The organism is Pseudoxanthomonas wuyuanensis (genome assembly GCF_900215535.1).
GTDB lineage: Bacteria > Pseudomonadota > Gammaproteobacteria > Xanthomonadales > Xanthomonadaceae > Pseudoxanthomonas_A > Pseudoxanthomonas_A wuyuanensis.
This window is the reverse complement of record NZ_OCND01000007.1, coordinates 136,758-162,281: the sequence shown is the minus strand read 5'-3', so window position 1 is coordinate 162,281 and position 25,524 is coordinate 136,758. Positions and strand designations below refer to the sequence as shown.

26 protein-coding genes are annotated in these 25,524 nt (G+C 67.1%); 10 read left to right on the top strand and 16 right to left on the bottom strand.

Annotated features, from left to right (window positions below; all coding sequences use genetic code 11):
• Nucleotides 1-180 precede the first annotated feature (180 nt).
• Nucleotides 181-1,122 carry an alpha-E domain-containing protein gene (locus tag CRO39_RS14780; RefSeq protein WP_097122719.1) on the bottom strand — a complete coding sequence of 314 codons (942 nt, stop codon included), beginning with the start codon at nucleotides 1,120-1,122 and terminating at the stop codon, nucleotides 181-183.
• Between the two features lie 264 nt (nucleotides 1,123-1,386).
• Nucleotides 1,387-2,835, bottom strand: a complete 1,449-nt coding sequence (locus CRO39_RS14775; RefSeq protein WP_097122718.1) for a circularly permuted type 2 ATP-grasp protein — start codon at nucleotides 2,833-2,835, stop codon at nucleotides 1,387-1,389.
• Between the two features lie 146 nt (nucleotides 2,836-2,981).
• Here CRO39_RS14775 and CRO39_RS14770 point away from each other — a divergent pair, with 146 nt between their 5' ends.
• Nucleotides 2,982-3,722, top strand: coding sequence for a pteridine reductase (locus CRO39_RS14770; RefSeq protein ID WP_097122717.1), 741 nt, complete (start codon nucleotides 2,982-2,984; stop codon nucleotides 3,720-3,722).
• Between the two features lie 176 nt (nucleotides 3,723-3,898).
• On the opposite strand, the gene CRO39_RS14765 is transcribed toward CRO39_RS14770, so the two are convergent.
• From CRO39_RS14765 to tsaD, 4 genes are all read right to left on the bottom strand, one after another.
• Nucleotides 3,899-4,303 (bottom strand): 2-amino-4-hydroxy-6-hydroxymethyldihydropteridine diphosphokinase, encoded by a 405-nt coding sequence (locus tag CRO39_RS14765; RefSeq protein ID WP_097122716.1) that lies wholly within the window; start codon nucleotides 4,301-4,303, stop codon nucleotides 3,899-3,901.
• Between the two features lie 7 nt (nucleotides 4,304-4,310).
• A complete protein-coding gene (locus CRO39_RS14760; RefSeq protein WP_097122715.1) occupies nucleotides 4,311-5,591 on the bottom strand; it encodes a mechanosensitive ion channel family protein in 1,281 nt (426 codons plus the stop codon).
• The gene (gene folB, locus CRO39_RS14755; RefSeq protein ID WP_097122714.1) at nucleotides 5,588-5,950 is read right to left on the bottom strand and encodes a dihydroneopterin aldolase; all 363 of its coding nucleotides are present in this window, start codon (nucleotides 5,948-5,950) and stop codon (nucleotides 5,588-5,590) included. The genes CRO39_RS14760 and folB overlap by 4 nt, the downstream gene beginning before the upstream one ends.
• 79 nt (nucleotides 5,951-6,029) lie before the next feature.
• Nucleotides 6,030-7,073 (bottom strand): tRNA (adenosine(37)-N6)-threonylcarbamoyltransferase complex transferase subunit TsaD, encoded by a 1,044-nt coding sequence (gene tsaD / locus CRO39_RS14750; RefSeq protein WP_097122713.1) that lies wholly within the window; start codon nucleotides 7,071-7,073, stop codon nucleotides 6,030-6,032.
• A 90-nt stretch (nucleotides 7,074-7,163) separates the two neighbouring features.
• Here tsaD and rpsU point away from each other — a divergent pair, with 90 nt between their 5' ends.
• The 6 genes from rpsU (at nucleotide 7,164) to CRO39_RS14720 (ending at nucleotide 12,029) form a co-directional block, all read left to right on the top strand.
• Nucleotides 7,164-7,379, top strand: coding sequence for a 30S ribosomal protein S21 (gene rpsU, locus CRO39_RS14745; RefSeq protein ID WP_002808376.1), 216 nt, complete (start codon nucleotides 7,164-7,166; stop codon nucleotides 7,377-7,379).
• Nucleotides 7,380-7,541: 162 nt separating this feature from the next.
• A complete protein-coding gene (locus tag CRO39_RS14740; RefSeq protein WP_097122712.1) occupies nucleotides 7,542-8,003 on the top strand; it encodes a GatB/YqeY domain-containing protein in 462 nt (153 codons plus the stop codon).
• A 108-nt stretch (nucleotides 8,004-8,111) separates the two neighbouring features.
• Nucleotides 8,112-8,603 carry a GNAT family N-acetyltransferase gene (locus CRO39_RS14735; RefSeq protein WP_097122711.1) on the top strand — a complete coding sequence of 164 codons (492 nt, stop codon included), beginning with the start codon at nucleotides 8,112-8,114 and terminating at the stop codon, nucleotides 8,601-8,603.
• A 99-nt stretch (nucleotides 8,604-8,702) separates the two neighbouring features.
• A complete protein-coding gene (locus CRO39_RS14730; protein ID WP_097122710.1) occupies nucleotides 8,703-9,617 on the top strand; it encodes a YihY/virulence factor BrkB family protein in 915 nt (304 codons plus the stop codon).
• Between the two features lie 131 nt (nucleotides 9,618-9,748).
• Nucleotides 9,749-11,476: a DNA primase gene (dnaG, locus tag CRO39_RS14725; RefSeq protein ID WP_097122709.1), complete on the top strand. Its 1,728-nt coding sequence runs from the start codon at nucleotides 9,749-9,751 to the stop codon at nucleotides 11,474-11,476.
• Nucleotides 11,477-11,492: 16 nt separating this feature from the next.
• Nucleotides 11,493-12,029, top strand: coding sequence for a protein tyrosine phosphatase family protein (locus CRO39_RS14720; protein ID WP_097122708.1), 537 nt, complete (start codon nucleotides 11,493-11,495; stop codon nucleotides 12,027-12,029).
• Nucleotides 12,030-12,092: 63 nt separating this feature from the next.
• Here the strand turns inward: CRO39_RS14720 and cyoE are convergent, their stop codons facing one another.
• From cyoE to CRO39_RS14700, 4 genes are read right to left on the bottom strand one after another with little or no spacing between them, the layout of a single operon-like run.
• Nucleotides 12,093-13,025, bottom strand: a complete 933-nt coding sequence (cyoE, locus tag CRO39_RS14715) for a heme o synthase (RefSeq protein WP_097122707.1) — start codon at nucleotides 13,023-13,025, stop codon at nucleotides 12,093-12,095.
• A 3-nt stretch (nucleotides 13,026-13,028) separates the two neighbouring features.
• Nucleotides 13,029-14,189 carry a COX15/CtaA family protein gene (locus CRO39_RS14710; protein ID WP_097122706.1) on the bottom strand — a complete coding sequence of 387 codons (1,161 nt, stop codon included), beginning with the start codon at nucleotides 14,187-14,189 and terminating at the stop codon, nucleotides 13,029-13,031.
• A 10-nt stretch (nucleotides 14,190-14,199) separates the two neighbouring features.
• A complete protein-coding gene (locus CRO39_RS14705; RefSeq protein WP_097122705.1) occupies nucleotides 14,200-14,772 on the bottom strand; it encodes a hypothetical protein in 573 nt (190 codons plus the stop codon).
• Between the two features lie 13 nt (nucleotides 14,773-14,785).
• Nucleotides 14,786-15,532, bottom strand: a complete 747-nt coding sequence (locus tag CRO39_RS14700) for an SURF1 family protein (protein ID WP_425479707.1) — start codon at nucleotides 15,530-15,532, stop codon at nucleotides 14,786-14,788.
• 66 nt (nucleotides 15,533-15,598) lie between these two features.
• Here CRO39_RS14700 and CRO39_RS14695 point away from each other — a divergent pair, with 66 nt between their 5' ends.
• Nucleotides 15,599-15,823: a twin transmembrane helix small protein gene (locus tag CRO39_RS14695; RefSeq protein WP_097122704.1), complete on the top strand. Its 225-nt coding sequence runs from the start codon at nucleotides 15,599-15,601 to the stop codon at nucleotides 15,821-15,823.
• A gap of 159 nt (nucleotides 15,824-15,982) precedes the next feature.
• Here CRO39_RS14695 and CRO39_RS14690 read toward each other — a convergent pair whose 3' ends face one another.
• Genes CRO39_RS14690 through CRO39_RS14670 form a run of 6 tightly spaced genes read right to left on the bottom strand, consistent with a single transcriptional unit; the run spans nucleotide 15,983 to nucleotide 20,698 of the window.
• Nucleotides 15,983-16,861 (bottom strand): cytochrome c oxidase subunit 3, encoded by an 879-nt coding sequence (locus CRO39_RS14690; RefSeq protein WP_097122703.1) that lies wholly within the window; start codon nucleotides 16,859-16,861, stop codon nucleotides 15,983-15,985.
• Between the two features lie 29 nt (nucleotides 16,862-16,890).
• On the bottom strand, nucleotides 16,891-17,469 hold the full coding sequence (locus CRO39_RS14685) for a cytochrome c oxidase assembly protein (protein ID WP_097122702.1): 579 nt from the start codon (nucleotides 17,467-17,469) through the stop codon (nucleotides 16,891-16,893).
• The gene (locus CRO39_RS21305) at nucleotides 17,466-17,600 is read right to left on the bottom strand and encodes a hypothetical protein (RefSeq protein ID WP_274382262.1); all 135 of its coding nucleotides are present in this window, start codon (nucleotides 17,598-17,600) and stop codon (nucleotides 17,466-17,468) included. The genes CRO39_RS14685 and CRO39_RS21305 overlap by 4 nt, the downstream gene beginning before the upstream one ends.
• Before the next feature lie 19 nt (nucleotides 17,601-17,619).
• Entirely contained in the window at nucleotides 17,620-19,233 is a 1,614-nt protein-coding gene (gene ctaD, locus CRO39_RS14680; RefSeq protein ID WP_097122701.1) for a cytochrome c oxidase subunit I, read from the bottom strand.
• 31 nt (nucleotides 19,234-19,264) lie between these two features.
• Nucleotides 19,265-20,200: a cytochrome c oxidase subunit II gene (gene coxB / locus CRO39_RS14675; RefSeq protein ID WP_097122700.1), complete on the bottom strand. Its 936-nt coding sequence runs from the start codon at nucleotides 20,198-20,200 to the stop codon at nucleotides 19,265-19,267.
• Nucleotides 20,201-20,218: 18 nt separating this feature from the next.
• Nucleotides 20,219-20,698: a DUF2244 domain-containing protein gene (locus CRO39_RS14670; RefSeq protein ID WP_097122699.1), complete on the bottom strand. Its 480-nt coding sequence runs from the start codon at nucleotides 20,696-20,698 to the stop codon at nucleotides 20,219-20,221.
• Nucleotides 20,699-20,969: 271 nt separating this feature from the next.
• Here CRO39_RS14670 and putA point away from each other — a divergent pair, with 271 nt between their 5' ends.
• Together putA and CRO39_RS14660 are read left to right on the top strand one after the other, a co-directional pair.
• Nucleotides 20,970-24,266, top strand: a complete 3,297-nt coding sequence (gene putA, locus CRO39_RS14665; RefSeq protein WP_097122698.1) for a bifunctional proline dehydrogenase/L-glutamate gamma-semialdehyde dehydrogenase PutA — start codon at nucleotides 20,970-20,972, stop codon at nucleotides 24,264-24,266.
• A 183-nt stretch (nucleotides 24,267-24,449) separates the two neighbouring features.
• Nucleotides 24,450-25,436, top strand: coding sequence for an SMP-30/gluconolactonase/LRE family protein (locus tag CRO39_RS14660; RefSeq protein WP_097122697.1), 987 nt, complete (start codon nucleotides 24,450-24,452; stop codon nucleotides 25,434-25,436).
• Nucleotides 25,437-25,524 lie beyond the last annotated feature (88 nt).

Genomic DNA, 25,524 nt, shown 5'->3' with positions numbered 1-25,524 from the left:
GCTTGTCCCCCGTGGGAGCGACGTGAGTCGCGACCGCTAGCCAGAAGACGCGACAAACCCAGCTTTGTTTACTCTCCGAGCGCGCTGCGGCGCGTTTTTCATTGCGCCCCCGGAATGGCTGTCGGGGCGCCATCGCGACTCACGTCGCTCCTACAAAACGCTTGGAGTGGCGATACCGCTTCAACCGTGGAAATAGCCTTCGGCAATCGCGCTATGCAGCGCGCCCAGGTGCACCTGGATTTCGTCCATGAAGGCGGCCGGGTTCTTGGCCGCCAGCCAGGCCGGATCGGCGTTGCGGGTCAGGCCGACGACGCGGTTCATGTGCCGGTCCACGCTGGGACGGAACGGCATTGCCGGCAGCACGCGCTGGGCGCGGATCAGGCAGAACTGCACGCTGCGCGGGAACTCGTTGTTCTGCAGCAGGAAGCGCAGCGCATGCTCGGCGGTGACCCGCTGGCGCACATGGCGCCGGTACATCTGGTAGGCGGCCAGCGAACGTAGCACCGCCATCCACTGCATGTTCTGGTAGACCTCCAGATCGTCCTCGTTGCGCGGGGTGATCAGGCCCGAGGCGCCGGCATCGATGATACGCGTGGTCATGTCGGCCTGCTCCAGCGCCGTGCCCAGGCGCAGGAACTGGAAGCCGATGTCGCGGCTGACGTTGGCGCTGAGCAGACCGGACACCTTCAGGCAGCCGTCGATGATGCGGCTGAGGAAGTCGATGCGGTAGCGCCGGCTGATGCTGCGCTCGCCGTTGGCGGCGATGTACAGGTGCAGGTCGTTGACCGCTTCCCATACGTCCTGCGGCAGGCTGTCGCGGATGCTGCGCAGGATCTCGCGCGCGGCATCGACCGAACTGCGCAGAGACGAGGTATTGCGCTCGTCCAGCAGCAGGAAATGCACCACTTCGACGTCGCTGACGTCCTCACCGGCATCGGGGAACAGCTCGGCGAACACCTCGCCGGCGCCGGCGGTGTCGATCATCGGCCGCCAGGCGAAGCGCACCGAACGCGGCATGTCCAGCTGCAGCTGGCTGCCGACGCCGACCAGCCGCGCGGTGTTCTCGGCGCGGCGCACGTAGCGGCTGAACCAGTACAGGTTGTCGGCCACGCGCGACAACATCAGGGCTTGCTACCGCTGTTGGGACAGGCCACGTTGCCGTGTCCGGTCGTCAGGTGGTCGTGCACGACGCCGCGGCAGGCTGGCCGCCTGTCCAAGTCGTGCGCGGCCGCATGGCGGCCGGACACGACAACCCGAGGGGCCGCGCTTGAGTGCGCGCGGTGCTGCGTCATTACTCGGTCATTTATCGACATAGATTCCCTCGTTCTTCCTTGCCCCGCACGCACTCAAGCGCGGCGTGGCCTGTCCCAACAGCGGTAGCAAGCCCTAGTCCTCCTCCTCTTCCAGGTCGACCACCCAGGTGTCCTTGGCGCCGCCGCCCTGCGAGGAATTGACCACCAGCGATCCTTTCTCCATCGCCACCCGGGTCAGGCCGCCGGTGGTCACATAGGTGTCCTGCCGCGACAGGATGAACGGCCGCAGGTCCAGGTGCCGCGGCGACGGCCCCTGCTTGGTGACGATGGGCGCGGTGGACAGCGACAGCGTCGGCTGGGCCATGTAGTTGCGCGGGTCGGCTTCGATCAGCTGCCGGAACTTCTCGCGCTGGCGCTTGCCCGCGCGCGGCCCGATCAGCATGCCGTAGCCGCCGGATTCGTTGGCCGGCTTGACCACCAGCTTGTCCAGGTTGGCCAGCACGTACTTGCGCTCTTTGGCGTTGTGGCACAGGTAGCTGGGCACGTTGGGCAGGATAGGTTCCTCGTCCAGGTAGTACCTGATCATCTTCGGCACATAGGCGAAGACGACCTTGTCGTCGGCCACCCCGGCGCCGGGCGCATTGGCCAGCGCCACCTTGCCGGCGCGCCAGCTGCGGATCAGCCCGGGCACCCCCAGCACCGACTCGGGGTGGAACACTTCCGGATCGATGAACATGTCGTCCACGCGCCGGTAGATCACGTCGACCCGTTGCGGACCGTAGATGGTGCGCATATAGGTGCAGTCGTCGTCGGCGACGAACAGGTCGCTGCCTTCCACCAGTTCGATGCCCATCGCCTGCGCCAGATAGGCATGTTCGAAATAGGCGCTGTTGAACACGCCCGGCGTCAGCAGCGCGATCACCGGGGTGTTGCCCGGACGCGGCGACAGCGCGGCCAGGGTGTCGTAGAGCTGGCTGGGATAGTCGTCCACCGGCAGGATCGAGCTGGTTTCGAACAGTTCCGGAAACACCCGCTTGGCGACCATGCGGTTTTCCAGCATGTACGACACGCCGCTGGGAATGCGCAGGTTGTCTTCCAGCGCGTACAGCGTGCCGTCGCCGTCGCGCACCAGGTCCGAACCGCAGACATGCGCCCATACGCCCAGCGGCGGCTCGACGCCGACGCACTGCGGGCGGAAGTTGACCGAATCCTTCAGCAGCATCGCCGGAAACACCTTGTCCTTGACGATGCGCTGCCGGCCATAGATGTCGCCGATGAACAGGTTCAGCGCGCGCATGCGCTGTTTCAGGCCGGCCTCGGTGCGCTGCCACTCGCGGCGGTCGATGACGCGCGGAATCAGATCGAACGGCAGCGTGCGATCGACGTTGCGGCCGTCGGAATAGACGGTGAAGGTGATGCCCTGGACGCGGGCGATGACATCGGCGGCGAGTTGGCGTTCGGCGATTTCGCGGCTGGACAGCCCGGCCAGGTATTCGACCACTCGGCGCGCGGCCGGATGCGGCTGCCCATTGGCCTGGATCAGCTCGTCGAAAGTGGTGGTGCGGTATTTCGCCCAGTCCATTCGCCCCTTTCCGCTGCGTCTGCAGGCCCGATGCCGGCAGGGGTGGTGCAATGCAACATGCCTGCACCGGGCAAATCCGTCAAGCGCCGCGCGCAAGGCGACGCTTGCAGCGACAATAGCGCCAGATACGTCAACGGATCGTCCGCATGAACGCTACCCGCCCCGTCGCCCTGATCACCGGCAGCGCCAAACGCGTGGGCGCGGCGATCGCGCGCAGCCTGCATGCCGACGGCTACGACGTGGCGCTGCACTACCGCCGCTCCGGCGCGGAGATGCAGGCGCTGGTGGCGGAACTGGAAGCCGCGCGCGCTGGCAGCACGCTGGCGGTGCAGGCGGATCTGGGCGAGTTCGACCGGCTGGCGGAAATCGTCGCCGCCACGGTTGGCCGCTTCGGCCGGCTGGATGCGCTGATCAACAATGCCTCGGCCTACTACGCCACGCCGTTGGGCACGGTGACTCCGCAACAGTGGGATGAGTTGTTCGCATCCAACGCGCGCGCACCGTTCTTCCTGGCACAGGCGGCGGCGCCGCATCTGAAGGCGGCCGGCGGCGCCATCGTCAACCTGGCCGACATCTACGCCCAGCGCCCGCTGGCCGGCCACAGCGTCTACTGCATGGCCAAGGCGGCGCTGGCGATGATGACCCAGTCGCTGGCGCGCGAACTGGGGCCGGAGATACGCGTCAATGCCGTCGCCCCCGGCAACGTGCTGTGGTCGGAAAACCCGGTCAAGGCCGAAACCCTGGACATCGTGCGCCAGCGCACCGCGCTGCAGCGGCAGGGTTCGCCGGAAGACATCGTCTCGGCGGTGCGCTGGCTGCTGACCGGCAATGGCTATATCACCGGCCAGATCGTCGCCATCGATGGCGGCCGCTCGATCTTTATCTGACGGATCGCGTTTGTAGGCGCGGTGTCGGCATGTCGGCATCGGTAAGTCGCGACGCGCGTAGAGCGATTGAAGCCTGCCTCTTGGCCATCCGGATGCGCTGCGGCGCGTTCTTCATTGTTGGCACCGAATGGCTATCGGGGCGCGGTCGCGACTCACGTCGCTCCTACCAAGGAAGGCTATTCCATGCCGTGCAGAACAGCAGCTTCAGGCAATACTTGTCCCGCCAGCTCACGGAACAACGCATGCGCCAGCTTGTCCGGGTTGTGCCAGATCACGCGATCCTGCGCATCGCATTCGGCGGCCAGGTCGATATCGATGAGGTAGTTGGCGCCATCGCGGCGCCTGCCCAGATCGCGCTCGGCCCGTTTCAGCCATGCCGCCCACTCGTCCCGAGGTTGCGTTGTTTCGATCAGCAAGGCCTGGTTGATGTAGCGGTGGCCATCGCCCGGCACCACGCTGGGGCCATGCACCAGCTTCGACTCGCGCAGCAACCTGCCGGATTGGCCGAGCCGGATCCGGGCTTGCCGCAACCACGATTCGTCGTCGGTATCGGTGCCCAGCAACAGCAGGTAACGGTGCATATGCAGATCAGGGCGTCCCGGCCAGCGTGGCCGAGGCGGTCGATGCGGCCAGCGCCGCCGCGCCGGCCTGGCGCAGATCCGCGCCGCCGGGCTGCTGGAATACGTGCAGGCCGAACTCGGGCAGGATCGCCAGCAGATGATCGAAGATATCCGACTGGATGTTCTCGTAGCGTCCCCATTCCACCGTACTGGTGAAGCAGTAGATTTCCAGCGGCAAGCCGGCCGGCGTCGGCTGCAACTGGCGCACCAGCAACGTCATCTGCTGATGGATGTCCGGGTGAGCGCGCAGGTACTGCTGGACATACGCGCGGAACGTACCCAGGTTGGTGACGCGGCGGGTGTTGACCGGCTCCTTGCCGCGTTCGGCCAGCTGCGCGTTCCAGCGCGCCAATTCGTCTTCCTTGCCGGCCAGGTAACCGTCGAGCAGCGAGAAGCGGCGCAGGCGCCTGCGTTCGTCCGGTTCCAGAAACCTCACGCTGTTCTGGTCCAGGTACAGCGCGCGCTTGATCCGGCGCCCGCCGGATTCGCTCATGCCGCGCCAGTTCTTGAACGAGTCGCTGATCAGCTTCTTGGTCGGGATGGTGCTGATGGTCTTGTCCCAGTTCTGCACCTTCACCGTATGCAGGGCGATGTCGATCACGTCGCCATCGGCATTCTGGCTGGGCATCTCGATCCAGTCGCCGACCCGCACCATGTCGTTGGAGCTGATGGTCATGCTGGCCACCAGCGACAGCAGCGTGTCCTGGAACACCAGGATCAGCACCGCCATCATCGCGCCCAGGCCCGACAGCAGGATCACCGGCGAGCGGTCGATCAGCGCCGCGACTATCAGCACCGCGGCAATGACGAAGACCACGATCTTCAGCAACTGCAGGTAGCCCTTGATCGGCTTGTTGTGCGCATCGGGCCGCCGCTGGTAGCCCTCGTTGACCATGTCCAGCGCCGCCGAGATGGCCAGCGCGACGGTCAGGATGATGAAGGCGACGCAGACGTTGCGCACCACCGCGACCAGCAGCTCCGGCAGGCCCGGCACCACCGCCACGCCTGCGGCCAGTACGATGGCCGGCACCACGTTGGCCAGCCGCGGAATCACCCGCAGCTTGACCTGGTGATCGCCGCCGGCCAGCGGCGAGGCATTCAACGCCTTGCGCAGCCCGCGCAGCAGCACCCGCTTGGTCACCCAGTTGGCCAGCCATGCGGCCGTCAGCAGCGCCGCGGCGACAACGGCGGTGTAGGCCCAGGGATACGGTTCCAGCGTTGCGCGCAACGCCTGCAGCCGTTCCATCATCCGGCGGACTCCTGTGCACGTTCGATGACAACGCCCACCGCCCGCGCATTGCGCACCGCGCCGGGCTTGCTCAGCTTCAAGCGCAACCAGCGCACGTTGAACTCGGCCAGTACCAGCGCCGCGCAGCGCTCGGCCAGCGTTTCCACCAGGCCGAATTGCGATTGCTGCACGAACGCGGTGATGCGCTGGCTGATGGCGTCGTAGTCCAGCGTATCGGCAACCTGATCGCTGGCGGCCGGCACGCGGTTGTCGAAGCCCAGTTCGATATCCAGACTCAGGGTCTGGCGGATGCTGCGCTCCCAGTCGTGGATGCCGATGACGGCGTCGACTTCCAGCGCTTCGATGAAGACCTTGTCCATGAGACCGGGAATGGGGAATGGGGAATGGGGAATGGTAACGGCATACGCGGGATCGCTTTTACGATTCCCGATTCCCCATTTACGATTCCCGCGCTGCCGCCACCGGCGGCAGCGCCGCCATGTCCCAGCGCGGGGCGACTTTGACTTCCGCCGTTTCGTGCTGGCCGGCCTGCAGCCGCAGCGCACCGGCGAAGGCGATCATCGCGCCGTTGTCGGTGCACAGCTCCGGGCGCGGAAAGCAGACCCGGCCACCGCGCTTTTCCGCCATCTGCTGCAGGCGCGCGCGCAGCCGGCGGTTGGCGCCGACCCCGCCGGCGACCACCAGCACGTCGCAGCCGGCCGCATCCAGCGCGCGTTCGCATTTGATCGCCAGCGTCTCGACCACCGCGTCCTCGAAGCCGCGGGCGATGTCGGCACGCGTATCGGCGCCCTGATCGCTGTCGCGCCAGGCCAGCAGCACCTGGGTCTTGAGTCCGGAAAAGCTGAAATCCAGCCCCGGCCGATCGGTCATCGGCCGCGAGAACCGGTAGGCGCCCGGGCGGCCCTGTTCGGCCAGCTTGGCCAGTTGCGGCCCGCCCGGGTAGGGCAGGCCCATCAGCTTGGCGGTCTTGTCGAAGGCTTCGCCGGCGGCATCGTCCAGCGTCTCGCCGAGCAGCCGGTACTGGCCAATGGCCTCCACCGCCACCAGTTGGGTGTGTCCGCCGGAGACCAAGAGCGCCACGAACGGCGGTTCGGGCGGGTCGTCCTCCATCAGCGGCGCCAGCAGATGGCCTTCCATGTGATGGACCGCCACCGCCGGCAGGTCCAGCGCCCAAGCCAGCGAACGCGCCACGCCAGCGCCGACCAGCAGCGCACCGACCAGCCCGGGGCCGGCGGTATAGGCCACCCCGTCCAGTTCGTCGACCGCCAGGCCGGCCTCGGCCAGGGTCTGCCGGATCAGCGGCAGCAGCTTGCGGACGTGGTCGCGGCTGGCCAGTTCCGGCACCACTCCGCCGTACTCGGCGTGCAGGGCGATCTGGCTGTACAGCGCATGCGCACGCAGGGCGCCCGCCCCGGCGCGGCCGGTGTCGTAGACGGCCACGCCGGTCTCGTCGCAGCTGGTTTCGATGCCCAGAACCTTCATGGGGGCTATGTTGCACGTTTCCCGGCCCCGCCGCTATAATGCGCGGCTCACCCCGGCGTGACCGGGCCGAACATAGAGTCGAGATTACGTATGCCCAGCGTCAAAGTCCGCGAAAACGAGCCTTTTGAGTTTGCTCTGCGTCGCTTCAAGCGCACCTGCGAGAAGGCCGGTGTCCTGGCCGAAACCCGCAAGCGCGAGTTCTACGAGAAGCCGACCCAGGAACGCAAGCGCAAGGCCGCCGCCGCGGTGAAGCGCCAGCTGCGCCGCAGCTCGCGCGACGTCACCAAGCGCCAGCGCCTGTACTGAGCGCAGGTGCGGGTTCTTCCGCGGCGCGCCTCCAGGCGCAGCCGCGGAAGCGCCGCCAGAAGCCGGCACGCGCGAGCGTGGCCGGCTTTTTGTGTTTTTCGGTTTGGCCGATTCGGCCATCAACCCGTCCCTGAGGGGGCGGATCTTGCGAGGAAGAGCAGCATGAGCCTGAAAGAACAACTGACTGCCGACATGAAGGCCGCGATGAAGGCCGGCGACAAGCACACGCTGGGCGTCGTGCGCCTGATCAACGCCGCCATCAAGCAGCGCGAAGTCGATGAGCGCATCGAGCTGGACGATGCCGCGGTGCTGGCGGCGATGGAAAAGATGGTCAAGCAGCGCAAGGATTCGGTCAGCCAGTACGAGGCCGCCGGCCGCGAGGACTTGGCCGAGGTCGAACGCGCCGAAATCGTCGTGATCGAACGCTACCTGCCGGCCAAGCTGGGCGAGGCCGAGATCCTGGCCGCCATCGACGCGGCCATCGCCGGCATGTCCGCTGAAAGCGGCGCAGCCATCGGTCCGGCCGACATCGGCAAGCTGATGGGCGTACTGAAGCCCAAGCTGGCCGGACAGGCCGACATGGGTCTGGTCTCGCAGCTGCTGAAGAAGAAGCTGGCCGGCTGATTTGCGCTCCCCCTGCGAAAGCAGGGGGTGTGGTTTCGCGCGCTACCGCAGCATCCCAGCCCTCCCCGCCTCCGCAGGCAGGGAACCGACCACGAGGTTCGATGCATCATGAATGCACCTGCCATCGCTCTGCGCCCCGCCACCCGCACGGATGTTCCGCAGATCCTGGGCTTTATCCGCGAACTGGCCGAATACGAAAAACTGGCCCACGAAGCCGTTGCCACCGAAGCCGGGATGAGCGAACAGCTGTTCGGCGCCCATCCCGCCGCCGAAGTCGTCATCGCCGAAGTCGATGGGCAGCCGGCCGGATTCGCGCTGTTCTTCCAGAACTTCTCCACCTTCCTGGGCCTGCCCGGGCTGTACCTGGAAGATCTGTTCGTGCGCCCGCAGTATCGCGGGCTGGGCCTGGGCAGGCGGTTGATGGCGCACCTGGCGCGGCTGGCGGTGGAGCGCGGCTATGGCCGTTTCGAATGGTCGGTGCTGGACTGGAATGCGCCGGCCATCGGCTTCTACCGCAGTCTGGGCGCGGTGGGTCAGGACGAATGGACCGTGCAGCGGTTGAGCGGTGCTGCCCTGCTGGCGCTGGCCGAAAGCCAGTAGCCGCACGCGATCCCGGCGCGGCGGCGGCCGCGCTCACGGACCGCAAACGCCGCTCTGGCATGCTGGTGGCATCGCCATACCGGAGATCCTTTCGGCACGATGCTCCGCCGCCTGTCGCCCGCCAGACTCAGACGCCAGCTGCAACGCCTGCAGCAAAGCCTGCCGGTCGCGCTGGCGCAACGCTTCGCCGAAACCGATCTGATGACCCAGGCCGCGGCGCTGGCGTTCTACGCCCTGCTGTCGCTGGCGCCGTTGCTGCTGCTGTTGCTGTGGTTGACCGCCTCGCTGTACCCCCCCGCGCAGGAAGCCCTGATCCTGCAGATCGGCGATCTTGCCGGCGAAGGCGCGCGCACGGTGGCCGCGACCATCATCGCCAACGCGCGCGACCGCCCCGGCGTGGGCTCGATCGCGGGGCTGTGGAGCACCTTGCTGCTGTTCGTCGGCGCCACCGTGGTGTTCGCACGGCTGCAGGCGGCGCTGAACCTGATCTTCCGCACCGATGCCCAGCGCCTGGCCGGCGCGGCGGCCTGGCTGCGCAAGCGCATTTTCTCGTTCGGGGTGGTGTTCGCGCTGGGCTTCCTGCTGCTGGTATCGATGACGCTGAGCACCGCGCTGCAGGTGATGTTTGCGCGGGTGCCGTCGCTGTTGCCGGTGCTGGGCAATGCCGTATCGCTGGCCATCTACGTATTCGCCTTCGCGCTGCTTTACCACTATCTGCCCGACCGGCGCGTGCAGTGGCGGCAGGCCTTCCTGGGCGGCGCGATTACCGCTGCGCTGTTCGTCGCAGGACGCTGGCTGATTGGGCTGTATCTGAGCGAGGCGGCGCCCGGCAGCGCCTACGGCTCGATGGGAACGCTGGTCATCCTGTTGCTGTGGATCTATTACGCCACGCTGGTGTTCTTTGCCGGCGCGCTGCTGACCGCGGTCATCGACGAGCGCGTCCAGGCCCGGCTGCGGCTGCGGCAGGCCGGCATCCATCAGGTCCTCGCGCCGGCGGACGCTCCGGACCGTTGAGCTCCCGGCCAGGCCTGAATCGGCGACAGGCACCGTCATTGGGCTGCGTATCGGCATACACTTCCTCATTGTTTCCCCGCTCCGCACGCACCTGGCGTGGCCGACCCCGGCCGCGCCGCACGCCCTGATCAATGGCCCGCATCCCCGACGCCTTCATCGACGAACTGCTCGCCCGGACGGACATCGTCGAGGTGATCGCCGCGCGCGTGCCGCTGAAACGCCAGGGCAAGGAGTATTCCGCCTGCTGTCCGTTCCACGACGAGCGCTCGCCGTCGTTCACGGTGTCGCCGACCAAGCAGTTCTACCACTGCTTCGGCTGCGGCGCGCACGGCACCGCGCTGTCGTTCCTGATGAACTACGACCGGCTGGAATTCCTGGATGCGGTCGAGGAACTGGCCCGGCGCAACGGCATGGAAGTGCCGCGCGAAACCCAGCAGCACAACCAGAACAACGACACCCGCGATCTGTACAACGCGCTGGAGGCGGCGGCGCGGTTCTTCCAGCGCCAGCTGGAAAGCAGCGACAAGGCGCGCGCCTACCTGGACGGCCGCGGCGTGGAAGCTTCCGTCCGCAGCCAGTTCATGATCGGCTACGCGCCGGACGGCTTTTCCGCGCTCAAGGACGCGTTGGGCACCGACGAGCGCCGGCTCAAGCTGCTGGAACGCGCCGGCATGCTGTCGAAGAACGAGCGCGGCCATACCTACGACAAGTTCCGCGACCGGGTGATGTTCCCGATCCACGACCGCCGCGGCCGCGTGATCGCCTTCGGCGGACGCGTGCTGGACAAAGACGACGGCCCGAAATACCTCAACTCGCCGGAAACCGCGCTGTTCCACAAGGGCCGCGAACTGTACGGGTTGTGGCAGGTGCGCCAAGCCAACCAGAAGATCGCCCGGCTGATCGTGGTCGAAGGCTATATGGATGTGGTCTCGCTGTTCCAGTACGGCGTCGCCCAGGCGGTGGCCACGCTGGGCACCGCGACCACGCCCGAGCATGCCGAACTGCTGTTCCGCAATGCGCCGGACGTGTATTTCTGCTTCGACGGCGACGCCGCCGGCCAACGTGCCGGCTGGCGCGCGCTGGAATCGGTGCTGCCGCGGATGAAGGACGGCCGGCAGGCGTTCTTCCTGTTCCTGCCCGACGGCGAGGACCCGGACACCATCGTGCGGCAGGAAGGCGCGGCCGGCTTCGACGCGCGGCTGCAGGCCGCCACGCCGCTGTCGCAGTTCTTCTTCGACGAGTTGGGCAAGGACATCAACCTGTCCACGCTGGATGGCCGCGCGCGGCTGGCCGAACGCGCCAAGCCGCTGCTGGCGCAGATTCCCGACGGCGCCTTCGGCGATCTGATGCGCCAGCGGCTGGGCGAAATCACCGGCATCGGCGCGCAGTCGCAGGCACCGGCGCGGCCGGCCCCGCCGCCGCGGCGGATTGCGCCCAGCGGCGCCAACAAGCCCAGCCTGGTCCGCAGCATTGTCGTGCGGCTGCTGCACAAGCCGGCGCTGGCGCTGGCGCTGGAGCCGCCCTACGGGTTCGCCGGACTGCGCCAGCCGGGCGTGGAGCTGTTGCTGGAGCTGCTTGAAATCGTGCGCACGCGCCCGGATATCAGCACTGGCGCGTTGCTGGAGCATTTCGCCGAACGCAGCGAACTGGACGCGCTGCAGAAGCTGGCCATGCAGGTCATTCCTGGCGACGAGGAAAGCTGGCGGGTGGAGCTGCTGGATGCCGTCCATCAGCTGGACAAGCAGACGCTGCAGCAGCGCATCGAGGAACTGCAGGTCAAGTCGCGCGAGCTGGGGCTGGACGAGGCCGACAAATACGAGCTGCGCGCGCTGCTGCAGGCGCGCATCGGCCGCAGTTGAACCATCGGAGAACGCCATGAACCGCACAATCGTCCGCACCCTGGTGAACGTCGCGTTGCTGCTGTCGGTGGCCGCGTTCTGCGCATTGCTTGGCGCCACCGAGCTGCGCCAGCCGCGTCCGGGCCTGACTACCGGCGGTCCCCCAACACCGGAACAACTGGATCGGCTGGCGGCCGACGGCGTGCATACCGTCATCGATCTGCGCCCCGCCGGCGAAGGCGATGCCGCGCAACAGGAAGCCCAGGTCAGGGCGCGCGGCTTGCGTTTCCATCGCCTGCCCATCGCCGGCGCCGACGATCTGACCGCGGCCAACGCCGCGGCGCTGAAACAGCTGCTGGACGAAAGCGGCGACGGCGTGCTGCTGCATTGCGCATCGGGCAATCGCGTCGGCGCGCTGCTGGCGCTGATGGCCGCGCAGCAGGAACAGGCCAGTCCCGGAGATGCGATGCAGTTGGGCAAGGCCGCCGGCATAAAATCGCTGGAGCCGGCCGTTGCCCAGCGGCTGCTGCCGCAGTCGGCGGACAAGCAGGACTGCACTGGCGCGACCTGCTGAGCGCGGCGGTCATTCCGGTCGCGACTGACATCGCTCCTACAGGGAAACGATTGCCCGCACCGTCTATTGCGGAACGAATTCCATCAGCGCAGGCGCGGCCGGCTGCAGCCACGGCATCAGCCAGTGGTCGACCAGCAGGAATGCGAACAGCGCCATCAGGTAGACGATGGAATAGTTGAACACGCGCATCGCGAAGAATTCGTCGGGCGGATTCAGCAGCCGCCATGCGTACCACAGGAACACCGAACCCAGCACCAGCGCGCCGCCCAGATAGAACAGCCCGCTCATGCCGAACACCACCGGCAATACCGTCACTTCCACCAGCAGCACGGTGTAGAACAGGATCTGCCAGCGCGTGTAGGTGACACCATGGGTCACCGGCAGCATCGGCACCAGCGCGCGCGCGTAGTCGTCGCGGCGGAAGATCGCCAGCGCCCAGAAATGCGGCGGCGTCCACACGAAGATGATCAGCACCAGCAGCAGCGCGTGCGGCCAGTCCCACTCGCCCTGCATGCCGGTCATCGTCGCCCAGCCCAGCAGCGGCGGCGCCGCGCCGGCAATGCCGCCGATGACGATGTTCTGCGGCGTGGCCCGCTTCAGGAATACGGTGTAGATCACCGCGTAGCCGATCAACGACGCAAACGTCAGCCAGGCCGTGATCACGTTGACCCACACCGCCAGGATGGTCATCGACAGGGCCGCCAGCGCCAGCGCGAACGCCAGCGCCTGCCATGGCTTGACCTGGCCCTGCACCAACGGGCGCCACGAGGTGCGCGCCATCTTGGCGTCGATGCGCGAGTCCAGCAGCTGATTGATCGCCGCCGCACTGGACGCCGCCAGCCAGATGCCGAGGAAGCCCAACGCGCCGCGCAGCGCCTGTTTCGCAGTCGGCAATCCGTCGATGGCCAGGAACATGCCCACCAATGCGGTGAACACGATCAGCGCCACCACCCGCGGCTTGGTCAGATCCCAGTATTGGCGCAACGACGGGCTCATGGCTTATCCGGGCCTGCGCAGACGCGCGATCAGCGAAACCAGGGTGAACAGCAGCAGCGCGGCGCCGCCGTTGTGCGCCACCGCCACCGGCAGCGGCAGGTTGAGCTTGACGTTGAGGATGCCAAGCGCGACCTGGCCTACCGTCAGCACCACCAGCGCGATCGCCCAGCCGCGCATGCCCGGCGTGCGCAGCAGGCGCATCGCAAGCGACAGCAGGTACAGCGCCAGCAGCACCGCGACGACGCGGTGCGCCAGCTGGATGGCGATGCGCGAGGCGCCATCGAGCACACCGCCTTCGTAGTCGACGCCAATGCCGCGCCACAGCACGAAGCCCTCGCGGAAATCCGCCTGCGGCCACCACTGCCCGGCGCATTTGGGGAAATCCAGGCCGCACGACAGCGCCGCGTAGTTGGCGCTGACCCAGCCACCCAGCGCGATCTGCAGCGCCAGCAGGATCAGCCCGCCCATCACCCAGCGCCGCAGCGTCGCGGCATCGGCCAGCCGGATCGGCCGGTCGGTGGCGCGCCAGGCCATCCACAGCAGCAACGAGAATGTGGTCAGACCGCCCAGCAGGTGGCCCATCACCACGATGGGTTTCAGCAGCCAGGTCACCGTCCACATGCCCAGCAACGCCTGGAAGACGATCACCGCCAGCGTCAGCGCCGCCACCCGCGCCAGATCGAGATTGCTCCAGCGCAACGCGGCCAACAGCAGTATCGCTTCGCCGGCGATGGCCAGCGCCGATGCCGCGACGTGTTCGCCGTGCATGTACAGCGGTATCGCCGCCGCCACCAGGGCCGAAGCGGCAAGCACCTGGGCGATGCCGTAACGGCGCCGGCGCGCCGCCAGCAGCGCCAGCACCAGCACCAGTATGCCCAGCGAGGCGGCCAGGTGGCGGTGCACCTGTTCGCGCCAGGCCTTGTGGGTTTCGAACGGGCGGATCTCGCTGGCGGCATGTCCCACCGCTTCCTGCGCCGCGCCTGGCCAGGCCGCGCGGCCGTAGCAGGTCGGCCAGTCCGGGCAGCTCAGGCCGGCATCGGACAGCCGCACGAAGGCGCCGAACACGACCACGCACAGGGTCAGCGCCACCGCCAGCCAGGCGATGCGGTGGAAATGCCGGTAGCGCGCAGGCCGCGCCGGGGAAGAGGTCGGGGATTGGCTCACAGGCAACGGCTCACATCAGCTTCAACAGCTTGGACACATCCGTCCGCAACCCGGCCGGGTCGAAACCGGGCGGGTAGCGCAGCACGACGAAGCCATTGGGATCGATGACATACACCGGCACGCCGGCCGGGTCGTTCAGCCGCGGCAACGCCGCCAGCAACGCGGCATCGGCCTGCAGCACCCGCAACGAGGCCGGATGCGGCGCATCCGCTGGCGGCGTGCCGATCCACAGGATTTCGACCTCGTCGGCGTTGTGGCCGAACAGCCGCCACACCTTGTCCAGGTCCTGCGCCAGCCGCACGCATTCGGCGGCGCAATCGGCCGGTGGCGCCAGCGCGATGCGCCAGATGCGTTCACCCGGGTTCCAGCGGTATTCGCCGCCGTCGGCCAGCCGCGGCACGATGGCGCGCGCATCGCCCGGCGGTTGCAGCAACTCGCCGTGGTTGCGCAACCCTGCCGGCTGCCAGCCGGCGAAGCGCAGCACGCCGGCACCGAAGACGCTGCCGAAGAACAACGCAAACAGGGCAATCAGCATCCAGCGCCCACGACGGGTCTGGGCGGGATCGGGGGAAGCGGAATTCATGGCCGGTATTTTCTCATGGCCGGCCGCCGATTGCGCCCTTGCCCCTGCGCGTGCGTGCCGTCAGCACCAGTGCGGTGACCAGCACCGCCAACGCCAATCCGAACCATTGCACGGCGTAGCCCAGGTGGCGTTCGGGCGGCAAGGTATTGGGCAGGATCTCCAGATCGCGCGCATAGCCCAGCGGCAGATCCGGGTCCAGCTTGAGCACGCGCGGCGCCAACGCATCCAGTTGCAGCGCCGGCGCCAGTTGCCGCAGATCCAGCGCCGCCACCAGCAACGTGCCATCGGCCTGGCGGGCGGGCCGGGCATTGACCAGTCCCGGCGAAGGCGGCGGCGTCAGCAGCCCGCGGAACGCCTGCACGCCGGCGGGCAGCGGCACGGTCGGCAATTGCCGGTCCGGCGGCAGCGGCAGCCAGCCCAGTTCGACCAGCAGCGGCGTTGCGCTGGCAACCGGCTGGAATGCCCGGTACGCGCGCACGCCAACACGGCCGTCGCGGGTCTGGTTGTCCAGCAGCACCGCCGGCGCGGAAATGAACCGGCCCTGCCCCGCCACCCAGCCATAACGGGTCGCTTGCGAGTCGTCCGCCGCCGCAGACATCGACATCGGGGAGTCGCGCTGCGCCAGTACCTGTTGCACGGCCGCCAGCATCGCTTGCTTCTGCTTGGCCCGGCCCAGCTGCCAGCTGCCCAGGGCGCTGAACGCGGCCATCGCCAGCAACGCCAGTCCCCAGCCCAGCGCCAGCGGCATGCGGCGGCTCACCAGAATTTTCCCGGCGGCTGCAATAATGCGCTTCTGCAGCAACGCCGACTCCACCCCGGGAAAAGCATGAACGATTCGTTGAAAACCCTGCTAATCATCGCGTTCCTGATACTGATCGTGTGGAACCTCGGCGCAGGCCTGTACTACCTGCTGGTCGACAAGGGTCAGAGCAAGCGCACCGTCAACGCCCTGACCAAGCGTATCGGCCTGTCGGTGCTGCTGATCCTCATCATCATCGTATCGATCAAGATGGGCTGGATACAGCCGCATGGGATCGGTTCCAATCCCTAGGGCTTGGGCTTGGACTCGGGACTCGGGACTCGGGACTCGGGACTCGGGAAAAGCCTGCTGGAACAGAAAAGCGACGGCAAGCCGTCGCTTTTCTTTCTTGGTTCGGCGCTCGCGGACGACGGCTCTTTGCCGTTCCAGTCGCGAGTCCCGAATCCCGGCTTACAGCACGTAGACGAACAGGAACAGGCCCAGCCAGACCACGTCGACGAAATGCCAGTACCAGGCGGCGGCTTCGAACGCGAAGTGGTTGTCCTTGCTGAAATGGCCACGGGCCACGCGCAGCCACATGATGGTCAGCATCAGCGTGCCCAGGAACACATGCGCGCCGTGGAAACCGGTCAGCATGAAGAAGGTGGAACCGTAGATGCCCGAACCCAGGGTCAGGTTCAGTTCCTTGTAGGCGTGGATGTACTCCTCGGCCTGGAAGAACAGGAACAGGCAGCCCAGCAGCACGGTGATGCCCAGCCACACCAGCACCTGCTTGCGGTGTTCGGCCTTCAACGCATGGTGGGCGATGGTCAGCGTCACGCCCGAGGACAGCAGGATCAGCGTATTGAGCAGCGGCAGTCCCCAGGCCGGGATGGTCTGGAACGCACCGCCGACCTGGCCCGGACCGGCGGTCGGCCAGGCGGCACTGAAGCCTTCCCACAACAGGCTGTTGGTCATCACGCCGTCGCCTTCGCCGCCCAGCCACGGCAACGCGTACTGGCGCGCGTAGAACAGCGCGCCGAAGAACGCGCCGAAGAACATCACTTCGGAAAAGATGAACCACACCATGCCCATGCGGAACGACACATCGACCTGGCGGTTGTAGTTGCCGGCCACCGACTCGCGGATGACATCGCCAAACCACATGAACAGCGTGGCGCACAGCATCGCGATGCCGGCGAAGAACGCCCACTTGCCCCAGCCGACGTCGTTGAGCCAGCTGGCCACACCGACCATGGTCACGAACATGGCGATGGAGCCCACGAACGGCCATTTGCTCTGGTGCGGTACGAAGTAGACGTTGGCGTCCGGCGAATGCGATTGGGCCATGGCGGAGTCTTCCGATCCTATTGCTGTGTTCAGGGTGCCGCGAACGGCGAAGTCGACGCATTGCCCGTGCCGATCTGCGCGGTCAGTGCATCGTTCTTGAAGAAGGTATACGACAGGGTGATGGTGTTCACGTCGGCCGGCAGATCCGGATCGACGATGAAACGCACCGGCATGTCGCGGCTTTCGCCGGGCTGCAGCGTCTGCGCGGTGAAGCAGAAGCATTCGGTCTTGGTGAAATAGCCCGACGCCCGCGCCGGCGCCACCGACGGCACCGCGCTGCCGACAATGGCGCGCTGGCTGTCGTTGCGGGCGAAGTACTGCGCTTCGTACAGCTCGCCGGGGACCACCTGCATGGTCAGCTGCTCGGGATGGAACGCCCACGGCAGCTTGGAATTGACGCCGCCGTCGAACTGCACGGTCACCGTGCGCGCCTTCCTGGCTTCGGCTGCGGCACGCGCCTGGCCGGGGCCCTGCTCAAGCCGGATGCCGAACACTTTTTCGCAAGCGATGCGGTACAGCGGCACCAGCGAGAACGTCAGCACGAATACGGCCAGCGCCACGCCGACCAGCTTCAGCAGACCCGCGCTGTTGGAGGCCGGCGCGCTCATGCGTTCAGCACCCCGGACAGGATGAAGGCGATGTAGATCGCCACCGCGATGCCGCCCACGACCAGCGCCGTGCGCACCACCGCCTTGCGGCGGCGGGCGGCGTCATGGTTCGGCGGCAGCGGCGCGTTCATGCAGGCGGCTTCCGGCGGCTCAGTGGGTCACGTCGCCGTGGGCCAGATCGCCATCCTTGATGACCGGCGGGGTGCTGAAGGTGTGGTGCGGCGCCGGCGACGGCACCGTCCACTCCAGGCCCTTGGCGGTGCCCCAGGCGCGCGCTTCGGCCTTGGCGCCGCTGCGCAGCGAAGACCACAGGATGGCGGCCATGATGAACGGGGTGGCGAACATGCCGAACGCGCCGATCGAGCTGATCAGGTTCCAGTCGGCGAACACCGGGTTGTAGTCCGGGATGCGGCGCGGCATGCCGGCCAGGCCCAGGAAGTGCTGCGGGAAGAACAGCAGGTTGACGAACACCACCGTCCACCAGAAATGGAACTTGCCCCAGAACTCGCTGTACATGCGGCCGGTCCACTTCGGCCACCAGTAGTACACCGCGGCGATGATCGAGAACAGCGCGCCGGTCACCAGCACGTAGTGGAAGTGGGCCACCACGAAATAGGTGTCGTGGTACTGGAAGTCGGCCGGCACGATGGCCAGCATCAGGCCGGAGAAGCCGCCGATGGTGAACAGGATGACGAACGCCACCGCCCACAGCATCGGGGTCTCGAAACTGATCGAACCGCGCCACATGGTGCTGACCCAGTTGAACACCTTCACCCCGGTCGGGATGGCGATCAGCATGGTGGCGAACATGAAGTAGATCTCGCCGCCCAGCGGCATGCCCACCGTGAACATGTGGTGCGCCCACACGATGAACGACAGGAACGCGATCGAGGCGGTGGCGTACACCATGGCCTGGTAGCCGAACAGCGGCTTGCGGCTGAAGGTCGGGATGATTTCCGACACCACGCCGAACGCCGGCAGGATCATGATGTAGACCTCGGGGTGGCCGAAGAACCAGAAGATGTGCTGGTACATCACCGGGTCGCCGCCGCCGGCCGCATTGAAGAAGCTGGTGCCGAAAAACTTGTCGGTCAGCAGCATGGTCACCGCGCCGGCCAGCACCGGCATCACCGCAATCAGCAGGAACGCGGTGATAAGCCAGGTCCAGCAGAAGATCGGCATCTTCAGCAGGTCGATGCCCGGGGCGCGCATGTTGAGCACGGTGGCGATGATGTTGATCGCGCCCATGATCGAGCTGATGCCCATCATGTGGATGGCGAAGATCACGAAGGCCACGTTGTAGCCTCCCTGCAGCGACAGCGGCGGATACAGCGTCCAGCCGCCGGCCGGCGCGCCGCCCGGCAGGAACAGCGTCATCAGCAGCAGGGTGAAGGCGAACGGCATGATCCAGAAGGACCAGTTGTTCATGCGCGGCAGCGCCATGTCCGGCGCGCCGATCTGCAGCGGGATCATCCAGTTGGCCAGGCCGACGAAGGCCGGCATCACCCCGCCGAAGATCATCACCAGCGCATGCACGGTGGTCATCTGGTTGAAGAATTCGGGGCTGACGAACTGCAGGCCCGGGGTCATCAGTTCGGCGCGGATCACCACCGACATCGCCGCGCCGATGATGAACATGACGAAGCTGAAGATCAGGTACAGGGTACCGATGTCTTTGTGGTTGGTCGAAAAGAACCAGCGCTCGATGAAGCTCTGCTGGTGGCCGTGGTGATCGTCGTGATGATCCACTGCGGTATGGGCCATGTGCGTACTCTCTTGCAGCTAATGCGGACGATCAGCCCTGCGCCGACGGCGCAGGCGTTTCGCTGGTGGGGGCGGCGTCGGATGCCGGCTGTTCGCCTTCCAGCGGAACGGCTTCGGCTTCGGCGGCGGGCGCGGCTTGTTCGGCCGCCGGCGCCGGTTTCATCGAGGCCAGCCACTGCTGGTATTCGGCCTTCGGCACCGCCTTGACCACGATCGGCATGAAGCCGTGGTCCTTGCCGCACAGCTCGGCGCATTGGCCGCGGTAGATGCCCGGTTCCTTGATGTCGGTCCAGGCCTCGTTGATGATTCCCGGAATGGCGTCCTGCTTCCAGCCCAGCGCCGGCACCCACCAGGCGTGGATGACGTCGTCGGCGGTGATCACGAAGCGGATCTTGGTGTCGGTAGGCAGCACCAGCGCGTTGTCCACGTCCAGCAGATAGTGCGGGTTCTTTTCCAGATCCGGCACTTCGCCGCTCTGGCGGATGCGGTCCGATTCGCGGTCCAGGCGGCTGGTGAAGGCGACGTTCTCGCCCAGGTATTCGTACTTCCACATCCACTGGTAGCCGGTGACCTTGACCGTCATCTCGGAATCGCGGGTGTCGTACATGGCGATCAGCTTGGCCGTGGCCGGCCAGGCCATCAGCACCAGGATCAGCACCGGGATCACCGTCCAGATGATTTCAGCGGTGGTGTTGTGGCTGAACTGCGCCGGCACCGCGCCCTTGGAATGGCGGAACTTGAACATCGCGTAGGCCATCGCGCCGAACACGATGATGCCGATGACCACGCATACCCACAACGCCACCATGTGCGCATCGTAGGCATGGTTGGACGAGGTGGTGACCCCGCGGCCCATGTTCAGCTGCCACGGCTTCGGGTCCGCCGACTGCGCCCACGCCAGCGCCGGCATCGCCAGCAGCATGCTCGCCGTCATCAAACGCTTCCAAAATCTGTTCACTTGCGTCATTGCCTAGACCCCAATGCGTCATCGGTTGCGGCCGCTTGCGGCCGCCAGTAAATCCTGCAACTTGTCCGCCAGCTCCCGGCGTTCGGCCGGGCCGAGGAAGTTGCCCACCTCGACCTGCCTGCCGCTGGAAGCCAGCGAAATCCTTTCTCCGCTTGCCTCGATACGCAGCCGCACCCAATAAGGATGCGCGCGGAACACCGCTCCGGCCTGGGTGGTGCGGCTGACTTCCACCGCGTCCGGACCGATGGTGATGTCCTCACCACGTTCGCCGCTGCGCCAGAGCCAGCGCAGCGCCGCAGCCACCATCGCACTGTGCAGCAACGCGAACGCGGGGGCATAGGCATTGCCGGCCAGCCAGCCCATCAGGGCCACCAGCCACATTGCCCCCGCCAGCGCGGCGAACAGGGCCACGAACTGACGGGCCGTCATCGCCCGGGGCGGTCGCAGCCGCAGCCGCGCGCCAACTCCACCCGACAATGACGGAACCACTTCGATCATGTCGCCGACCGCGCCAGAGGCCGCGGAAAACCGTTAAATGGTAGCCTCCACCACAGTTAGCGGCAAGCTGCATTGATCCGCCGCAATCCCGCGCCGCCCCTGCAAAGGCCCGCCGCCAGGCGCATCCGGCCAGCCGCGCGGCAGCGGCTACGGCCACCGCCAGGGGGCGGCAACGGCGGTCCGGAGGACCGGATGCGCAAGATCCGGCGGTATCCCGCCCGCCCGGCTGGTCCTAAAATGGTCGACTTTCCCGACCATCCCGCGGTCACTCATGTCCAATCCCGATCCCCTCCCGCCGCGGGCTGCCGCTTCCGGCGGCAGCCTCATCGCTCCCGAACTTCCGCCGCCGCCGTCGCCGCTGCGCGCCGCCATCACCGCCGCCTGGTTGCGCGACGAAACCGAACACCTGCACGAACTGCTGCAACAGGCGCGCCTGCCCGACGCCGAACAGGCCAACGCGCAGGCGCTGGCCATCGACCTGGTGCAACGGGTCCGCGCCCGCGCGCACGACCAGGGCGCCATCGAGGCGTTCATGCGCCAGTACGACCTGGGCAGCGAGGAAGGCGTGCTGCTGATGTGCGTGGCCGAAGCGCTGCTGCGCATTCCCGACCAGGAAACGGCCGACAAGCTGATCCGCGACAAGCTGGGCGACGCGGACTGGAAGAAGCACATGGGCGAAAGCGACTCGGTGCTGGTCAACGCCTCCACCTGGGGACTGATGCTGACCGGACGCCTGGTCCAGCTCAACGATCTGACCCGCGCCGACGTCCGCGGCGCCTTCAAGCGCCTGGTCGGCCGGGTCGGCGAGCCGGTGATCCGGCTGGCCGTGCGCCAGGCCATGCGCATCATGGGCCACCAGTTCGTGATGGGACGGACCATCGGCGAGGCGCTGGCGCGTTCGCGCAAGGGCGCCAACGCGGCCTACCGCTATTCGTTCGACATGCTCGGCGAAGGCGCGCTGACCGGCAAGGACGCCGCGCGCTACCTGGACGCCTACCGCGCGGCGATCCGTGCCATCGGCGCGACCGGGCCCTTCGCCGACGTGTTCGCCGCGCCCAGCATCTCGATCAAGCTGTCGGCGCTGCACCCGCGCTACGAGCACGCCAAGCGCGCACGGGTGATGGCCGAACTGGCGCCGGCGATCCTGGAACTGGCGCAGCTGGCCAAATCCTGCGGCATCGGCTTCACCATCGACGCCGAGGAAGCCGACCGGCTGGAACTGTCGCTGGACCTGATCGAAGCGACCTTCTCCGACCCGTCGCTCGATGGCTGGGAAGGCTACGGGCTGGCCGTGCAGGCCTACCAGAAACGCACCCCGTATGCGATCGACTTCCTGGCCGATCTGGCCCGCCGGGTCGGCCGGCGGATGCCGGTGCGGCTGGTCAAGGGCGCCTACTGGGACGCGGAAATCAAGCGCGCGCAGGTCGAAGGCCACCCGGGCTACCCGGTGTTCACCCGCAAGCCCAATACCGACGTGTCCTACCTGGCCAATGCGCGGCGGTTGTTCGCCAATATCGACGCGCTGTACCCGATGTTCGCCACTCACAACGCGCAGACGATCGCCGCGATTTGCCGGATGGCATCGGTGTCGCTTGCGTCTGGGAAGGGGCAAGGTGCGGAGGAGAAACGAACAGCAGCGGAAACCGCGGCGTCGGATGGCTCTGGTTCCTCGCCTTTCGAATTCCAGAAGCTGCACGGCATGGGCGATGACCTGTATGCCGAGGTCGTTCCCAAGCACCGCCTCGACGTGCCATGCCGGGTCTACGCGCCGGTCGGCTCGCACGAGGATCTGCTGCCGTACCTGGTCCGCCGGCTGCTGGAAAACGGCGCCAATTCCAGCTTCGTCAACCGCATCACCGACGAGGACGTGGCCATCGAAGATCTGGTCCGCGACCCGGTCGAAACCGTGTCGGCGTTCGCGTCGATTCCGCATCCGCGTATTCCGTTGCCGGAAGATCTGTTCCGCAACCAGGGCATTGAAAGGAAGAATTCCATGGGCGCCAACCTCGCCAACGACAACGAACTGCGCGTACTCGCCGAGCAGCTCAACGCGGCCTTCGAGAACGCCGGCAAGCACGGCTGGCGCGCCGCACCGCTGGTGCCCGGCGCCATGGTGACCACGCCGGCGGCCAACGTCGCCAATCCGGCCGACCGCCGCCAGATCGTCGGCCAGTGGCAGCCGGCCGATGCCGGTGCGGTGGAAAAGGCGTTGCAGAACGCGGTTGCCGCGCAACCGGCCTGGGACCGTACCCCGGCCGCCAGCCGCGCCACCATCCTCGAATACGCGGCCGACCTGCTGCAGGCGCGGATGCCCGGGTTCATGGCGCTTTGCGTCAAGGAGGCCGGCAAGACCATCCCCGACAGCGTGGCCGAAGTGCGCGAGGCGGTGGACTTTTTGCGCTACTACGCCGCACAGGCGCGCGCCAGCTTCGGCGCGCCGGAAAAGCTGCCCGGTCCGACCGGCGAATCCAACGAGTTGCAGTTGCACGGGCGCGGCGTGTTCGTCTGCATCAGCCCGTGGAATTTCCCGCTGGCGATCTTCCTGGGCCAGGTGGGCGCGGCGCTGGCCGCCGGCAACAGCGTGATCGCCAAGCCGGCCGAGCAGACCAACCTGATCGGCCATGCCGCGGTCAAACTGCTGCATGAAGCCGGCGTGCCGGAAAACGTGCTGCAGTTCGTTCCCGGCGACGGCGCCATCGTCGGCGCGGCGCTGACCCGCGACCCGCGCGTGGCCGGCGTGGCCTTCACCGGTTCCACCGACACCGCCCGCGCGATCAACCGCGCGCTGGCCGGCCGCGAATCCGGTCCCATCGCCACGCTGATCGCCGAGACCGGCGGCCAGAACGCCTTCATCGCCGACTCCTCGGCGCTGCCCGAGCAGCTGGTCAAGGATGCCATCGGTTCGGCGTTCACCTCCGCCGGCCAGCGCTGTTCGGCCGCGCGCGTGCTGTTCGTGCAGGACGACATTGCCGACAAGGTGATGACGATGCTGGCCGGCGCGATGGACGAACTGAGAATCGGCGACCCGGCGCTGCTGTCGACCGACGTCGGCCCGGTGATCGACGATGACGCGCTGAAGATTCTGGAGGATCACGCCGCGCGGATGGCCGCCGAAGCGCGCCTGATCAGGCAGGCGCCAACGAGCGAGGCCGCCAGCCACGGCAGCTTCTTCGCCCCGCGCGCGTGGGAGCTGCAGTCGCTGGATCAGCTGCACAGGGAAGTGTTCGGTCCGGCGCTGCATGTGATCCGCTGGAAGGCCGAGCAACTGGACCAGGTCATCGATGCCATCAACGCCACCGGCTACGGCCTGACCCTGGGCGTGCACTCGCGCATCGACGAGACCATCGAGCGCATCGCTGCGCGGGTGAAGGTGGGCAATGTCTACGTCAACCGCAACCAGATCGGCGCGGTGGTCGGCGTGCAGCCGTTCGGCGGCCAGGGCCTGTCCGGCACCGGCCCCAAGGCCGGCGGCCCGCACTACCTGCCGCGCTTTGCCACCGAAAAGACGGTGACGGTCAACACCACCGCCGCCGGCGGCAACGCCTCGCTGCTGACGTTGGGCGATTGACGGCGGTTCCCGCCTGCCGCAGAAGACCCCGCCACGGCGGGGTTTTCCTGGTATTGACCGGTCATGCCGTCGGGGCCTTCCCGGCGCGGGCATGATGTCGCCGCCTGCGCTTTGCGACACCGGGCGCAGGGAGCACGGGCGAATTGAAGTACGCTTGCTGCCGGTCCGAATCGGGGGTAGGGAATGAAAACATGGCGTTCGACGCTGTTCACGGCGGTGATGGCCGTGCTGGCCGGTTGCCAGCCAGCCGAGCAGCAAGCGGTTGCGGCCACCCCCGCGGCGGCGGGCGAGACGGCCTGGCGCTGTCCTGCCGAACCCGGCACCGCGCCCAGCGGCACCTTGAGCGCCCGGCGCATCGCCGTCACCGAGGCCAAGGACGATCTGCCGCGGCTGTACGAAGGCCCGGTCTGGCACGAGGGTTCGCTGTACTACAGCGATTTCCTGCTCAGCGAGGGCTTCCGCTCGCGCATCCAGCGCTTCACCCCGCCGGACCGGCTGGAGACGGCCATCATCAGCAGCGGCAGCAACGGCCTGGCGCTGGATGCGCAGGGACGCATCGTCGCCGCCACCCATGACCGCAAGGAACTGGCGCGCTTCGACGTCGGCGAGCGCAACCGCGCGCGCATCGTCGGCCAGTACCAGGGCAACCCGTTCAATTCGCCCAACGATCTGGTCATCGCGCAGGACGGCACGATCTATTTCACCGATCCGGACTTCCAGCGGTCGGCGGCGGTCGGCGGCCAGGACAAGACCCGCGTCTACCGTTATGCCGGCGGCGAAGTGAGCGTGGTCGACGACAGCATCGCCAATCCGAACGGCATCGCGTTGTCGCCGGCCGGCGATGTGTTGTACGTGGCTGGCGGCGGCAGCGACGGCGTGCTGCGCGCCTATCCGCTGGTGGACGGCAAACCGCAACCCGGTACCGACCTGGCGAAAGTGGCGGTGCCCGACGGCATGGCGGTGGACTGCCTGGGCAATCTGTACGTCACCGAGCACAGCCTGCGCCGGGTGCGGGTGCTGTCGCCGGCCGGAGCCGAGCTGGCGCGCATCGATGTGGACGCCAACATCACCAATGCCGCATTCGGCGGGCCGGAGATGAAGACGCTGTACCTGACCGGCGCCGGCACGGTGTGGTCGCTGGATCTGGACGTGGCCGGGCTGCCTTACTGAGGCTGCGTTGGGTAGATGTTGAGGTATCGGGTTTACTCGCCCCAAAACCCGCTGTAAACGCTTGGGGTAAAAACGCTTTAGCCGTCAG

Bases quoted from the DNA above. Each gene is read 5' to 3' on its own strand.
- CRO39_RS14780 (WP_097122719.1), bottom strand. From the start codon at position 1,122: ATGTTGTCGCGCGTGGCCGACAACCTGTACTGGTTCAGCCGCTACGTG.
- CRO39_RS14775 (WP_097122718.1), bottom strand. From the start codon at position 2,835: ATGGACTGGGCGAAATACCGCACCACCACTTTCGACGAGCTGATCCAG.
- CRO39_RS14770 (WP_097122717.1), top strand. From the start codon at position 2,982: ATGAACGCTACCCGCCCCGTCGCCCTGATCACCGGCAGCGCCAAACGC.
- CRO39_RS14765 (WP_097122716.1), bottom strand. From the start codon at position 4,303: ATGCACCGTTACCTGCTGTTGCTGGGCACCGATACCGACGACGAATCG.
- CRO39_RS14760 (WP_097122715.1), bottom strand. From the start codon at position 5,591: ATGATGGAACGGCTGCAGGCGTTGCGCGCAACGCTGGAACCGTATCCC.
- folB (WP_097122714.1), bottom strand. From the start codon at position 5,950: ATGGACAAGGTCTTCATCGAAGCGCTGGAAGTCGACGCCGTCATCGGC.
- tsaD (WP_097122713.1), bottom strand. From the start codon at position 7,073: ATGAAGGTTCTGGGCATCGAAACCAGCTGCGACGAGACCGGCGTGGCC.
- rpsU (WP_002808376.1), top strand. From the start codon at position 7,164: ATGCCCAGCGTCAAAGTCCGCGAAAACGAGCCTTTTGAGTTTGCTCTG.
- CRO39_RS14740 (WP_097122712.1), top strand. From the start codon at position 7,542: ATGAGCCTGAAAGAACAACTGACTGCCGACATGAAGGCCGCGATGAAG.
- CRO39_RS14735 (WP_097122711.1), top strand. From the start codon at position 8,112: ATGAATGCACCTGCCATCGCTCTGCGCCCCGCCACCCGCACGGATGTT.
- CRO39_RS14730 (WP_097122710.1), top strand. From the start codon at position 8,703: ATGCTCCGCCGCCTGTCGCCCGCCAGACTCAGACGCCAGCTGCAACGC.
- dnaG (WP_097122709.1), top strand. From the start codon at position 9,749: ATGGCCCGCATCCCCGACGCCTTCATCGACGAACTGCTCGCCCGGACG.
- CRO39_RS14720 (WP_097122708.1), top strand. From the start codon at position 11,493: ATGAACCGCACAATCGTCCGCACCCTGGTGAACGTCGCGTTGCTGCTG.
- cyoE (WP_097122707.1), bottom strand. From the start codon at position 13,025: ATGAGCCCGTCGTTGCGCCAATACTGGGATCTGACCAAGCCGCGGGTG.
- CRO39_RS14705 (WP_097122705.1), bottom strand. From the start codon at position 14,772: ATGAATTCCGCTTCCCCCGATCCCGCCCAGACCCGTCGTGGGCGCTGG.
- CRO39_RS14695 (WP_097122704.1), top strand. From the start codon at position 15,599: ATGAACGATTCGTTGAAAACCCTGCTAATCATCGCGTTCCTGATACTG.
- CRO39_RS14690 (WP_097122703.1), bottom strand. From the start codon at position 16,861: ATGGCCCAATCGCATTCGCCGGACGCCAACGTCTACTTCGTACCGCAC.
- CRO39_RS14685 (WP_097122702.1), bottom strand. From the start codon at position 17,469: ATGAGCGCGCCGGCCTCCAACAGCGCGGGTCTGCTGAAGCTGGTCGGC.
- CRO39_RS21305 (WP_274382262.1), bottom strand. From the start codon at position 17,600: ATGAACGCGCCGCTGCCGCCGAACCATGACGCCGCCCGCCGCCGCAAG.
- ctaD (WP_097122701.1), bottom strand. From the start codon at position 19,233: ATGGCCCATACCGCAGTGGATCATCACGACGATCACCACGGCCACCAG.
- coxB (WP_097122700.1), bottom strand. From the start codon at position 20,200: ATGACGCAAGTGAACAGATTTTGGAAGCGTTTGATGACGGCGAGCATG.
- CRO39_RS14670 (WP_097122699.1), bottom strand. From the start codon at position 20,698: ATGATCGAAGTGGTTCCGTCATTGTCGGGTGGAGTTGGCGCGCGGCTG.
- putA (WP_097122698.1), top strand. From the start codon at position 20,970: ATGTCCAATCCCGATCCCCTCCCGCCGCGGGCTGCCGCTTCCGGCGGC.
- CRO39_RS14660 (WP_097122697.1), top strand. From the start codon at position 24,450: ATGAAAACATGGCGTTCGACGCTGTTCACGGCGGTGATGGCCGTGCTG.